Origin of the sequence: Enterobacter cloacae complex sp. GYL001 (genome assembly GCF_049237125.1) — a bacterium.
Classification (GTDB): Bacteria; Pseudomonadota; Gammaproteobacteria; order Enterobacterales; family Enterobacteriaceae; genus Enterobacter; species Enterobacter hormaechei_C.
In genome coordinates this window covers 458,432-471,636 of the sequence record NZ_JBMKGW010000001.1, presented here as the reverse complement: position 1 = coordinate 471,636, position 13,205 = coordinate 458,432, and the positions used below count along the sequence as shown (strand labels likewise).

Annotated in this window: 9 protein-coding genes; 2 read left to right on the top strand and 7 right to left on the bottom strand. The window is 55.7% G+C overall.

What is annotated here, in order from left to right:
• Nucleotides 1-35 precede the first annotated feature (35 nt).
• Nucleotides 36-1,094 carry a porin OmpF gene (gene ompF, locus ACOTWU_RS02165; RefSeq protein WP_017384819.1) on the top strand — a complete coding sequence of 353 codons (1,059 nt, stop codon included), beginning with the start codon at nt 36-38 and terminating at the stop codon, nt 1,092-1,094.
• 184 nt (nt 1,095-1,278) lie between these two features.
• Nucleotides 1,279-2,469, top strand: coding sequence for an amino acid aminotransferase (locus ACOTWU_RS02160; protein ID WP_017384820.1), 1,191 nt, complete (start codon nt 1,279-1,281; stop codon nt 2,467-2,469).
• A 53-nt stretch (nt 2,470-2,522) separates the two neighbouring features.
• Here the strand turns inward: ACOTWU_RS02160 and ACOTWU_RS02155 are convergent, their stop codons facing one another.
• From ACOTWU_RS02155 to cmoM, 7 genes are all read right to left on the bottom strand, one after another.
• Nucleotides 2,523-3,170 (bottom strand): MBL fold metallo-hydrolase, encoded by a 648-nt coding sequence (locus ACOTWU_RS02155; protein ID WP_032619969.1) that lies wholly within the window; start codon nt 3,168-3,170, stop codon nt 2,523-2,525.
• A 20-nt stretch (nt 3,171-3,190) separates the two neighbouring features.
• A complete protein-coding gene (locus ACOTWU_RS02150) occupies nt 3,191-3,742 on the bottom strand; it encodes a YcbK family protein (RefSeq protein ID WP_003858202.1) in 552 nt (183 codons plus the stop codon).
• Nucleotides 3,743-3,917: 175 nt separating this feature from the next.
• A complete protein-coding gene (ldtD, locus tag ACOTWU_RS02145) occupies nt 3,918-5,741 on the bottom strand; it encodes a L,D-transpeptidase (protein WP_126498955.1) in 1,824 nt (607 codons plus the stop codon).
• A gap of 178 nt (nt 5,742-5,919) precedes the next feature.
• On the bottom strand, nt 5,920-10,368 hold the full coding sequence (gene mukB / locus ACOTWU_RS02140) for a chromosome partition protein MukB (RefSeq protein WP_252049315.1): 4,449 nt from the start codon (nt 10,366-10,368) through the stop codon (nt 5,920-5,922).
• Nucleotides 10,368-11,072, bottom strand: coding sequence for a chromosome partition protein MukE (gene mukE, locus ACOTWU_RS02135; protein WP_017384823.1), 705 nt, complete (start codon nt 11,070-11,072; stop codon nt 10,368-10,370). The genes mukB and mukE overlap by 1 nt, the downstream gene beginning before the upstream one ends.
• Nucleotides 11,053-12,375, bottom strand: coding sequence for a chromosome partition protein MukF (gene mukF / locus ACOTWU_RS02130; RefSeq protein WP_015570962.1), 1,323 nt, complete (start codon nt 12,373-12,375; stop codon nt 11,053-11,055). The genes mukE and mukF overlap by 20 nt, the downstream gene beginning before the upstream one ends.
• 3 nt (nt 12,376-12,378) lie before the next feature.
• A complete protein-coding gene (gene cmoM, locus ACOTWU_RS02125) occupies nt 12,379-13,158 on the bottom strand; it encodes a tRNA uridine 5-oxyacetic acid(34) methyltransferase CmoM (RefSeq protein ID WP_003858212.1) in 780 nt (259 codons plus the stop codon).
• Between the last annotated feature and the right edge of the window lie 47 nt (nt 13,159-13,205).

The following is a 13,205-nucleotide window of genomic DNA, read 5'->3' as shown; positions in this document are numbered from 1 at the left end:
GAGTGTCATAAAAAAACCAATGAGGGTAATAAATAATGATGAAGCGCAATATCCTGGCAGTGGTAGTCCCTGCCCTGCTGGTAGCCGGTGCAGCAAACGCTGCTGAAATCTATAACAAAGACGGCAACAAATTAGATCTTTACGGGAAAGCAGTTGGCCTGCATTACTTCTCTGATTACGCGGGCAACGATGGCGACAACACTTACGCGCGTCTGGGCTTCAAAGGTGAAACTCAGATCAACGATCAGCTGACTGGCTACGGTCAGTGGGAATACAACTTCCAGGGTAACAACTCTGAAGGTGGCGATGCACAGAACGGCAACAAAACCCGTCTGGCATTCGCAGGTCTGAAATTTGGTGACGCAGGCTCCTTCGACTACGGTCGTAACTACGGTCTGGTCTATGACGCAATCGGCATCACCGATATGCTGCCTGAGTTCGGCGGCGACACCGGCGCGAGCGATAACTTCTTCGCAGGCCGTACGGGTGGTCTGGCGACTTACCGTAACAGCAACTTCTTCGGCCTGGTTGACGGTCTGAACTTTGGTGTTCAGTACCTGGGCAAAAATGAACGTGATGATGCAGTACGTTCCAACGGTGACGGCTGGGCAACCTCTCTGAGCTATGATTTCGACGGTTTCGGCATTGTGGGTGCTTATGGTGCAGCTGACCGTACCAACAACCAGCAGACGCTGGAATGGGGTAAAGGTGACAAAGCTGAACAGTGGGCAACCGGCCTGAAATATGACGCGAACAACATCTACCTGGCAGCTATTTATGGCGAGATGCGTAACGCAGCGCGTCTGGGCAGCCGTGGTTTCGCTAACAAGTCTCAGGACTTCTCTGTCGTCGCTCAGTACCAGTTCGACTTCGGTCTGCGTCCATCCATCGCTTACTACAAATCTAAAGCGAAAGACGTAGAAGGTATCGGTGACGAAGACTACATCAACTACATCGACGTTGGTGCGACATACTACTTCAACAAAAACATGTCTACCTATGTTGACTATCAGATCAACCAGCTGAAAGACGACAACAAGCTGGGCATCAACAACGACGATATCGTGGCTCTGGGTCTGGTTTACCAGTTCTAATCAGCACACCTCGTTGTTATATGCTTAATGAACAGGGCTTCGGCCCTGTTTTTTTATTCCTGAGAGAAAATAATAGCGACTTTTGAAAAGCCGCACGCTTTTCGTCGCAAACGGTTGGCATTTTGTAAATCTACCGTTAACCTGATAGCGGATTTCACTTCTGTAATCACAATGGAACTTCGTCATGTTTGAGAACATTACTGCCGCTCCTGCCGACCCAATTCTGGGCCTGGCCGATCTGTTTCGTGCCGACGACCGCCCTGGCAAAATCAACCTGGGTATTGGTGTATATAAAGATGAAACCGGCAAAACTCCGGTACTGACCAGCGTCAAAAAAGCTGAGCAGTATCTGCTGGAAAACGAAACCACCAAAAACTACCTCGGTATTGATGGTATCCCTGAATTTGGTCGCTGCACCCAGGAGCTGCTGTTCGGCAAAGGCAGCACCATTGTGAGCGAAAAACGCGCCCGCACAGCGCAGACCCCAGGCGGTACCGGCGCACTGCGCGTGGCGGCAGATTTCCTGGCGAAAAACACCTCTGTGAAGCGTGTGTGGGTAAGCAATCCAAGCTGGCCGAACCACAAGAGCGTTTTTAATTCTGCGGGTCTGGAAGTGCGTGAATACGCCTACTACGACGCGGCAAACCACGCGCTGGATTTCGACGGTCTACTGGCCAGCCTGAGCGAAGCCCAGGCGGGCGATGTGGTGCTGTTCCACGGCTGCTGCCATAACCCAACCGGTATCGATCCTACGCTTGAGCAGTGGGAACAGCTGGCTAAGCTGTCCGTTGAAAAAGGCTGGCTGCCGCTGTTCGACTTCGCTTACCAGGGCTTTGCCCGTGGTCTGGAAGAAGATGCTGAAGGTCTGCGCGCATTCGCCGCCGTGCATCAGGAGCTGATTGTCGCAAGCTCCTATTCCAAGAACTTTGGTCTGTATAACGAGCGTGTCGGCGCCTGTACGCTGGTGGCTGCTGACGAAGCAACCGTCGATCGCGCATTCAGCCAGATGAAGTCCGTGATCCGCGCTAACTACTCTAACCCACCGGCACACGGTGCGTCTGTGGTCGCGACGATCCTGAGCAACGATGCGCTGCGCGCAATCTGGGAGCAAGAGCTGAACGATATGCGTCAGCGCATTCAGCGCATGCGTCTGCTGTTTGTGAACACGCTGGCTGAGAAAGGCGCTGACCGTGACTTCAGCTTCATCATCAAGCAGAACGGCATGTTCTCCTTCAGCGGCCTGACCAAAGAGCAGGTGCTGCGCCTGCGTGAAGAGTTTGGCGTGTATGCCGTTGCCTCTGGCCGCGTGAACGTTGCAGGTATGACGCCTGACAACATGGCGCCGCTGTGCGAAGCCATTGTCGCGGTGCTGTAACCTGCACCCATAAAAAAAGCCTGCATCGCGCAGGCTTTTTTATTTTACCGGGTTTACCAGACAGGCATTTCATCCTGAAGGAACGGGTTATGCAACCGCTCATCGCCCAGCGTCGACATCGGTCCGTGTCCAGGGATAAACGTCACATCATCACCTAACGGCAATAACTTCTGCTTAATCGACTGAATCAGCTGACCGTGATCGCCGCGTGGGAAATCACTGCGTCCTACGCCCCCTTTGAAAATCACGTCACCGGAAATCAGCAGGCGCGACACGTCATCAAAGAAGACGATATGGCCGGGCGTATGCCCTGGGCAATGCAACACCTGTAAAGTTACATTCCCTACGTTAACGCGATCGCCTTCGTTCAGCCAGCGGTCCGGTGTCAGTGGCTGACACTCATCCAGACCAAACATACGGCTTTGGGCAGGTAGCCCCTGAAGCCAGAACTCATCTTCTTTTTCCGGGCCGATAATCGGCACACCGTAGTGTTCAGCCAGTTCTGCCGCTGCACCCACATGGTCGAGATGGCCATGGGTGAGTAAAATCTGCATCAGCGTTACACCGCTGGCAGCGACTTCCTGCTTGATTGTCCCGGCGTCTCCACCGGGATCGACAAGCGCGGCCAGTTTAGTTTGTTCACACCAGATCAATGAACAGTTCTGTGAGAACGCGGTAACCGGAATAATACGATAGTTCATACTGCTCCTGTGTTTCGTTATTACCAGTGCCGAACCGGCCCGGTATCAATATGCACAAAGTTGCTACGTGGGTAGTATCCTACACCACCTGCGCGCATAGATAACGCCGCTTTGCGAATATTGGCTAACGAAACGCCTTCAATATGGAAATCCATCGCCTGCCCTTTAGTGTGATAGCTTTTTTTCGCTACCCCACGGCTGTGGGCGCGCAGTTCATTGTTGGTATCCAGAGAGCGATAGCCAGAAATGAGTTGCACCGGCCTTTTGGTCCCCAGCAGTCCCTGCAAGCGGTAAAGCTGATCGAATAATCCAGGGTCGATGGCTTTGATTTTATTCGCGCGGAAATCACGGAAAAAATGGTTGAGTCTTGCTAATTCATCCTGAATATAGCCTCTGCCATCGAAAAATTCCGCTTTAAGCGTCTCACCAGTATGCAGATTGTTGAGCGTTAAAATACGCGGACGAGGTGTCGAGAGGGTGGCAAATGCTGGCGTCGGAAGGATGGCTGCTGCGCCCAGCGCAACGCCACCTAACGCCAGCAATTTGCGGCGATTAGCGTCAAATTTGTCCATGATAATCAGGTCTACAGGTAAAAGAAATTGTCAATATGCTTAGCGCACGAAGGGCACCATAACTGGCAAAGCTTGCTACGTCAAGGCGCCCAACCCCAGTGAATACGCGGCTTGCAGCCAGATCGCCTCATATTCACCATAACTTACGACAATCATTTTTACCGAACTACTTCATTTACCTGATTAATTGTTCCGCTTTTGGCAAAATTTGTGCGCCTGATCGCGCTGTCAGATCATAATTGTAAATATCTGTACGATACTGGGTGCGTCCGTCCGCGCCTACAAACGCCGTCAGATAGTAAAGATTGACCGGAATATTGTGGCGGATATTGACGTAACGCGTATCCCCCTGCTTCAGGGCATCTGATATCCGCGTATCGTTCCAGCCTGCATCCTGCAACAGCATATTCGCCAGCTCGGAGGCCTTGTTCACGCGGACACAGCCCGAGCTGAGCGCGCGTGCATCTTTCTGGAACAGATTATGGTTCGGGGTATCATGCAGGTAGATAGCGTCCGAACTTGGCATATTGAATTTGTAACGTCCCAGCGAGTTATGTGCGCCAGGTGCCTGCTGGAAACGAAACGGCAGGTTCGAAGGCGTAATCGTTGACCAGTCGACCATCCAGGGATCAATCGCTTCTTTGCTGTTCCAGCCACGCATCACCGTATAGTTATGTCGCTCCAGATAACCCGGATCATTCCATACCTTAGGCAGGATATCTTTGCGCGCCAGCGTCGGCGGCACGTTCCACGGCGGGTTAACCACCACGTTATTCAGCGCGCTGCTCATCATTGGCGTTTTTCGGTCAGGTCGGCCGACAATCACGCGGGACGCCAGCACTTCGCTACCGTCCTGATAGTAGACCAGGGAGTACGCCGGAATGTTGACCATAATGCCGGTGGATAACGTGCCCGGCAGCAAGCGCAAGCGCTGGATATTCAACGCCAGCACCCCTGCCCGCTGGGCCGGAGAGACGTTCAGCCAGTCGCGAGTAGATGGACCAATCACGCCGTCAGCGCCAAGCCCCTGCGCGGCCTGGAACTGCTTCACTGCGGCGACCAGCTCGCGATCGTAAGCGGCGGGCTTATTGCTCAACGCAACGGCCGTTTTCTCTTTTACCGGCGCCGACGGGCTGACGACCGCATTTTGCGTCTCGTCACCGGGCAGAGCAATTTTAGGGCCGCTGTCGAGAATGCCGGAGCGTTTCATAATTTCGCGGATCGCAGGCACATCGCTGCTCCACTGCCCCGGACGCAGCGTTGTGGTGCCACGCAGCTGAGGCCACGGGCGGGAATCCGCGACCAGCTCAAGAAGCGACTGATGCATCGTGGCATATTGCGGATGGGCAGGCGCAAGGCTTGCGATAAAGCGCGGCAGTTCGCCGTTATCCAGCGACAGCTGCCACTGATTAATGACGGACAGCGCAGGCGTCGCCAGCTTGTACGGTTTACTGCTGTATAACCAGCGGTTGCCGTTCACCGAAATCCCCGCCACAAACTGTAAGTAGCCCATCATGGCATCAGACAACACCACGTCACGCGCCTGTCCGGTAACGGCAGGGTCGGTCAGGAGCTCAACCCAGGTCGTGAACTGCGGCTGAAAGCCTGCAATCGCCACTTCAGCCAGCTGCTGCTGGAAGGCTCGTACCGCCTCGCGATTTTCCCACATCGGTTTCATATCGCGCGCAGCGTAAAGCAGCGTGAGCTGGTTAATATAAGCGGGAGTATAGCCCGAGGGCAGGCCGGTCATAAGCTGCTGGCGTAATGATTCAGTATCGATGCCTTCCGGCAGCGGTTTAATGTCGGCCATGATGGCCGTCGCCGGAGACTGATCCAGCGGTTGTGACAGCGACGTCGGCTGCGCGCCCATCGTCGCGGAGCTGTCAGTCGGTACAATTTCAGGCTCATCGGCCTGAGCGGTAAACAGTGGAGCAAACATCACTGTCAGGCACAAACTCAGCGCAGACAGCTGACGACCACGATTTTTCTTAAGCAACATCCCTTGCCCCCTGTTTTTCACGACATGCCCATTATTCTGGAGCTTTCCTTCAGTATAGAAAGGCATACTCGCTGCTGCCTTACCTTATGTAAAGAAGTTTAAAGATAACGCAGCCCTGAACACAAGTTAAGTGAATAAAAAAGCGGCGCATGAGCGCCGCTATTTGTCGCACCCCGGGTTAAGAGGCGTCAGCCGTGCCCGGTAATGACTCCGGTGGCTGCGGGGCGAAACCACGCAGGCCCACGACGTGTACGTGTTCACTGTTCTGAAACACCTTACGCACCAGCTTATAGGTTGTCCCTTTTTCCGGACTGATGTTTTCCGGCGCCGCGATGATGAGCTGCATATCGAGTCGCTCGCAAAGCTCAAACAGCGTGGCGATGGAGCGGGCGTCGAGACGCGCGGCTTCATCGAGGAACAGCAGACGGCATGGCGAGATGTCTTTGCCGCGCAGACGACGCGCTTCATCTTCCCAGCTCTGCACCACCATCACCAGAATCGACATACCGGTACCGATAGCTTCACCGGTAGAGAGCGCACCGGATTCCGCGCGCAGCCAGCCGTCTGAGCCACGGTTAACCTCAACTTCCATTTCCAGATAGTTGCGGTAGTCCAGCAGCTCCTCGCCGATGGTTTGCGGCGTACGCTGGCCCATGTCAATCTGCGGATTCAGACGCTGATATAGCTTCGCCAGCGCTTCGGAGAAGGTCAGGCGGTTACTGTTGAACAGATCCTGATGCTGTTCGTGCTGTTCAGACAACACGTCCAGCAGCGTGGAGTGCGCCTCACGCACGTTCACGTTCAGCCGCACGCTGTTGACCTGGCCAAACGACACGCTTTGCAGGCCCTGGTTCAGCTGACGGATACGGTTCTGCTCGCGTTGAATGGTTTTACGAATAATATTCGCCACGCTGCGGGAGCTGATTGCCAGCTTCTGCTCGCGGGAGGTCAGCTCCTCCGTCAAACGGCCCAGCTCGATCTCCATCTGTTCGATCGCTTCCACCGGATCGTCGGTACGGATGATGTCCTGACGAATACGCTCGCGTAAGTGCTGATAAACCGCCACGAAGAACTGAATTTTGCGCTCAGGACGCTTCGGATCTTCGGACATACGCAGCACGTCGCGCAGGTGTTCGTTATCCGCCACCGCCAGACGCAGCGCGCCCAGCGCCTTATCCGACATAGAGCGCAGTTCATCGGCTGACAGGTACGCCAGCTCGCGACGATGCAGACGACGCTCCACGTTGTTATCTTTCACCATGCGCATCACCGCGCACCACCCCGCCTTCGCGGTCACAACCTGTTCACGCATCTCGTGATAGTCACGCTCCAGCTTGCGCAGGCGTCGCGTCAGGTTGTCCATCTCTGCTTCACAGAAGGTCAGCGCTTTTTCCAGCTGATTACGACGCGCGCGGTTGTTGCTGAGCTGAGCATGCAGCTCATCGCGGCGAATACGCGCCCGCTCTTCTGCACCGCTGTCGGCGCGAACGCCGATGTCCTGCAACTCTTTATGCAGATCGTTTAACAGCTCTTTCTTGGTGTCGAAGGAGCTTTTCAGCGAGGCCATGACCTGGCTGTACTGGCTCAGCTGTGCGGCGTGAGTACGCATCGCTTCACGGGCGCGCGTACGCTCTGCTTCGGCCTGCTCAAGACGCTGGCGCAGCTTTTCATTAAGATCGCTGTTCCCGCTCAGCATTTCTGCTGAATCGGAGTAGCCGAAGTGTGCGCGACGTTGCACCACTTCCGTCAGGGCAAACGCCTGCTGACGCGCTTCGCGCTGCACCTGCTGTGACCAGGCATAATCCTCTTTTAACTGCTCAAACTGTTCCGGGTCGCTCTGGAGAACGGAAACCATCGGCTCCAGTTTTGCCAGCTGATTGCCGTGCTGCTGCACAAAGCGCGCCGCTTCCTGCGCTTCGTCCAGACGTTCCTGAATTTCGTCTACGCGGTCGGCGAGCGTATCGTCCGCCAGCAGGTTCAGGCGCGGCAGGATGCGGTTAAGGGCCGCAACGCCCTCTTTCGCCTGCTCGAACTGCACGCGGCTTTGCTGGTTGTCATTTTCATGGCTGGCAAGCGCACGCTCCAGCTCACCACGGCGGATGTTGAGCTTGCGGATTTCAGCTTCCGGATCGGGCTCAAAGGCCACGCCCAGGTGGCTGCCGATAAAGCGGCTGAACGCCTGATGCAGACGCTGCGTTTTTTGAACATCAAACGACAGGGTTGCAAAACGTTCAGAAAGCGTTTCGCGCTCAGCGTGCAGGCTTTCAATACGGTTTTCACGCGCGGCGCGGCCAAACAGCGGCAGTTCCGGGAAGCGCGAATAGCGCCACTGGCGATCGGCGATTTTCACCACCACCGCTTTTTCCAGCTCGTCGACGCTGAATACGCTGTCATCAAACGACTGCGGATCCCCTTCGATGAGGTAGAGATCTTCCGGGCAGTCTTCCAGCCCTGCAAGCTGGTCAGAAATCAGCGACAGATCCGGCACCACAATCGCGTTACGGGATGGACCGTACAGCGCGGAGAAGTACGGCGCATCGTCCAGGCCGACATCGTCGTAAATTTCAGACAGCAGCACGCCGCCGAAACGCTCGGCTAAGGCATTCAGGCGCGGATCTTCTGAGCCGCCAGGCTGGCTTAAACGCTCAATCTCTTCATCGACGTCACGCTTGCGCGCACCCACTTCGTCACGCTCAACAATCGCTTCACGCTCGCGCTCCAGCAGCTGTTGCATGTATTCGGTGACGTCCTGGCTGGAGGAAAACTCCTGGCCACACTGTTCGCTGAGCTGGTTCAGGCTGCTTTGTGCGGCCAGCCAGATCGGCGCACGCTGTAAGAGCGTCTTCGAACGGGACTGAAGCTGTTCCAGCTCCTGACGCAGCGTCATGCGCTGTTCGCTGGCGTTCGATACGGTATCCGACAGGGCCGCAATACGCGCTTCCAGCTCCTGGTGCAGGGCCTCAAGCTCGTCGAAATCGTAATTTTTACCCTGACGCTTGCAGAATTCCGCCAGCAGACGCTCGGCTTCCTGCTGTTCACGCAGACGCTGTTCCAGCTCGTTCAGGCGCATGCGCAGCGACTGCACCTGTTCGGCCAGATGGCGTTGATTGACGCCGTCGCGCAGCAGCTCACGGGCAACGTCCCACGCTTCGTTACGCGCCAGCGGACCGTTAATCGCCACCACCAGCTGGTACGCCTGCTCAAACTGGCTATGCGCCGTTTGCGCCACGCTCATTTTCTGATCGAGAGAAAGCAGTTTCTCAGTGGCTTCCTGCTCTTTGGCCTGGAAGGTATCCAGCCATTCGTCAGCGCTTTCCGGGGTCAGGTCCGGCAGATGGCACAGCTCTTTGGCACGCTGCAACGCCTGCAATGCCTGGTTGTACTGAATCGCACGCGTCTGCTGCACGTCCAGCGCCTGCTGGTAATCAGCAAGCTGGCTTTTCAGCTCATCCACTTCCAGCTCGGCGGCTTCCGCGCGGGCTTCGTTCTCTTCCTGCAAATCGGCGGCTTCGGCCACCACTTCATTTTGCTCTTCAAGACGAATTTGCAGCTCATCCAGATCGGCTTCATAGCGCTCGATTTTTTCCTGCTGACGCAGCGCGGTCTGCACCAGGTTCAGGTGATCGCTGGCCGCCTGGTAATCGGCTTCCAGATCCCCTTCCGCACCGTTGTGCTCGCCCAGTTCGCGCGCCATTTCGACATGCTTATACTGCTCAGCCACCAGCTGTTTGCGGGAGGTAAACAGCTCGCGGCGGTATTCCAGCGCCTGATCGAGATGAATACGGCGCTCGTTGGCGTGGCGCATATAGTCCGCCGCCACGTAGTTGGTGGCTTCGCTGATCAGGTGCTTAAACAGGTCGCGGTCAGACTGTGTGACGCGAATCGCTTCCAGCGTCATGCGGTTTTCACGCAGCGCGGCTTCCATATCCTGGAAAGCCTTACGCACGCCGCTGTTTTCCGGCAGCAGGTAGTCGCGCAGGGAGCGCGTAATGGCGCTGGAGATACCGCCGTACAGGGAGGCTTCAATCAGACGGTAGTATTTACTACGATCTGACGCGCTGCGCAGACGACGGGCTACCACGCCGAGATCGAACATCAGAGAGTGGTAGTCGGTAATGGAGTTAAACTGCTTAAACTGCACGCCTTCGATAGCTTCCAGCTTGTCCTTCAGCTCCTGAAGCGTGAGGACGCGCGCCTGACGTTCATTCAGGGTTTCCGTCAGCAGCGCGGTCGGCTGTACGGAGGTTGGTAGTCCCTGGATCGCAAACGGTTTGATATCTACTTTACGGTCGCGACCGGCAACCTGTTGCAGGCGCACGCCTACAACCACGCGCTGATGACGGGAGTTGATCACGTCCAGTACGGAATAACAGACGCCCGCTTTCAGCTTACCGTGCAGACCTTTATCGCGGGAGCCGCTCGTGGCGCCCGCTTCGGTGGTGTTACGGAAGTGCAGCAGGGTCAGGTCAGGGATCAGCGCCGTCACGAAGGCCGCCATGGTGGTGGATTTACCCGCCCCGTTACCGCCGGAGAGCGTTGTCACCAGCTCATCCAGATCGAAGGTTCGGGCAAAGAAGCCGTTCCAGTTAATCAGCGTTAGTGAGCGAAATTTACCGCGTTCAATCATTACTCTTCCTCCCCGCTATCCGGCTGATTCTCTTCGTGCTCGTCATTGAGCTGCAAATGGTTTTCCACCGGCATCGCTTCACCGTCACGGATCATGCGCAGCTGCGCTTCACGCGCATCGTCACCCGCACGCACATCGGCGCCAAAACGGAAGACCGATTCGGTAATACGGAACTTGCTGCTGTCGTGACCCATGAACCAGACCATTCCCAGACGGCGCAGACGGTTCAGGGAAGAGCGAACTTTTTCCTGTAATTTCTGACGGTCCAGATCGGACCCCGTTGAGCGGTTATTCACCAGCTTGAGCAGCTTGCTTTCATCCGCCAGCGACAGCAGCTCATCGTAAAGCTCCTGCTGGGTGAAGATCCCTTCATTCGCCAGACGTTCCGGGCTGAGATAGAGGTAGCAGAGAATTTTGCCGACCATCATATCCAGTTCGGAAAGCACCGAGCGCGGAATAAGCGTGGTAGAGCGCGGACGCAGGTAGAAAAACCCTTCCGGCGCGCGGATCAGCTCAACGTTATAGCGAGCGTAAAACTCTTCCAGGTACTCCTGAAAGTCCATCAAAAAGGCGTGATTATCCAGCTCGTCAAGGCCAATGTGACGACCGGCACGCAGCTGGCTATCCAGCGCCGGAAACAACGGATTCGCCAGCGCCTGTGCCAGCTTAACTGGCATCACGTGTTCAATATTTGTCAATGACATGCGCCTGTACCTTGGCTCCGTAATCGTTAATCGGCTGCCACTTCGGCGGCAGTCCGGTGAAATCGGCTTGTGCGATGCCCAGGCGCACCGCCTGGTCTACAACAATGCGGGCAACATCGAAGTGGCGCGCGCGCGGATACTGCGCCAGATAGTCGCGTACCACGAGGCCAAGATCCAGCGGTGCTTGTCTGGTTTTGTAGACAGCGAGCTGTTCTTCGATCATCGCCGCAAGCTGCTCGCGAATTTCGTTAAATTCTTCGTATTCCAGATCCGGCGGCAGTTCACCGGTGACCTCTTCATCACGCAGCGCCATCTCTTCGTCGCGCATATCCAGCAGACGATCGGCGTTGGCGTAGGTCAGCGCCCACGGCGCATCGAAGTAGGTCTGTACCGACTGGCGCAGACGTTGAGCAAAGACGCGATTCTTATCCATATCGATGGCGGTACGGATAAATTTATGCACGTGGCGGTCGTAACCGATCCACAGGTCGATCGACTGCTGGCCCCAGCTGATAATGCGGTCAAGCTTGCTCTGCAAATCAAACACCAGACGGTCGATAAAATGCAGATCGTCGTGCGCCATCGTCGCGTCCTGGATGCGCAGCAGATTGGCCTGTAGCTTATCTCCCGCCGCCTCCAGCGTATCCTGCAACTCACGCAGCGTACCCGACGTTTCTGACAGCAAGAGTTCACAGCTGGAGATGGCCGCACGCCAGTCTTTATTAAGCAGTTGAGCGATATCGTCTTTCACCTGCTGCTGCTGTTCGTCCATCAGACGTTGAGTCAGATCGATACTGTCGAAAATCTCGGCAACCGAATATTTCAGCGGCGCGTAAACGTTGCGATGCCAGTGGAATTCGTCACCGTTTTCATCAGCCGCGTCGGCGGCACGCTTCAGCTCGCCTGCAACAATAGAGAGCTGCATGGAGAGACGCAGCGTGGAAAATTCGCGCTGGCGGATGTAATAGTCGGTAATGCCAATGCCCAGTGGCGTAAGACGATAGATGGCGTTTCCTTCCGCCTGCTCGCTGGTAAAGCGGTTCAGCAGACGTTGACGCACCATATCATTGATTGCGTTGTTGGCACGCACGCTAATGGTTTCGCTGGTTTGCTCAAACGCATCACTGACGTGGCGGAACGCATCCACCAGTTCGCCTTCACTCATTTCGCCATCCAGGCGTTCGCCGTTTAGCGTCGCAACCGCCAGCAGGAATGAGAGTCTGTCTACCGGCAGCGAGATGGAGAAATCGTTTTTCCTGGCCCAGGCAACCAGTTCGGGGACTGTCTGGGAAAATTCACTCATAGATTATCCTTGCATCTGCGGCTTGCGCGCGGTGACGTGTATATAGCGGCCAAGGCTCAGATAAGGCTCCTGGCGGCAGTACCGCGTCTCTATTTCTGTTAAGGCGTCTAAACAGTCATCCTGTTTTTGTTTATCACGCAGATAATCATGAAACACCCTCACGCCGGTTTTGCCGGTAATTTCCCAACCGATCTCCTCCAGCCAGCCATAGACCTGCTGCGGTTCACGGGGGAAATCCGGTGAAAGCGTGCGTCGTTTCTTTTTATACATGCCCTGCTGTACATAGCCAAAATTGCCGACCAGCACGTTTCGCATTAGCAGGCCGTTGGCATTGTAAAACATCAGCGATAACGCACCGCCCGGGCGCAACATCGACCACAGCGTTTTTAACATCGCTTGTGGTTCGGCGATCCATTCGAGCACAGCATGAAACAATATCAGATCAACCTGCGTTTCCAAATGCTGCGGAATGTCCTGAGCGGCGCAATGTATAAAATGCATGTTGTCGCTCACACCTTTCTCTTCCGCCGCTCGCCCTGCGCGCGCAACCATCTCGGCAGAAAGATCGCAAAGCGTGACGTGATGTCCCCGCTGCGCCATCAGAATTGCAGTCTGACCTTCCCCACCGCCGGCATCCAGCACGCGCAACGGTCGGTCACCGAATTCAGCCAGCAGCTTGTCCAGATCCTGCCAGAGGATCGTCTGACGCAGCTGACCTTTGGTGGTGCCATAAATGTTGCGCGAAAACTTTTCCGCGATGTCATCAAAATTGCGATCCCGCATTGGGAGGGTTCCACTCACTGCAAAACCGCTATTTTGTCACACCCGCG

Bases quoted from the DNA above. Each gene is read 5' to 3' on its own strand.
- ompF (WP_017384819.1), top strand. From the start codon at position 36: ATGATGAAGCGCAATATCCTGGCAGTGGTAGTCCCTGCCCTGCTGGTA.
- ACOTWU_RS02160 (WP_017384820.1), top strand. From the start codon at position 1,279: ATGTTTGAGAACATTACTGCCGCTCCTGCCGACCCAATTCTGGGCCTG.
- ACOTWU_RS02155 (WP_032619969.1), bottom strand. From the start codon at position 3,170: ATGAACTATCGTATTATTCCGGTTACCGCGTTCTCACAGAACTGTTCA.
- ACOTWU_RS02150 (WP_003858202.1), bottom strand. From the start codon at position 3,742: ATGGACAAATTTGACGCTAATCGCCGCAAATTGCTGGCGTTAGGTGGC.
- ldtD (WP_126498955.1), bottom strand. From the start codon at position 5,741: ATGTTGCTTAAGAAAAATCGTGGTCGTCAGCTGTCTGCGCTGAGTTTG.
- mukB (WP_252049315.1), bottom strand. From the start codon at position 10,368: ATGATTGAACGCGGTAAATTTCGCTCACTAACGCTGATTAACTGGAAC.
- mukE (WP_017384823.1), bottom strand. From the start codon at position 11,072: ATGTCATTGACAAATATTGAACACGTGATGCCAGTTAAGCTGGCACAG.
- mukF (WP_015570962.1), bottom strand. From the start codon at position 12,375: ATGAGTGAATTTTCCCAGACAGTCCCCGAACTGGTTGCCTGGGCCAGG.
- cmoM (WP_003858212.1), bottom strand. From the start codon at position 13,158: ATGCGGGATCGCAATTTTGATGACATCGCGGAAAAGTTTTCGCGCAAC.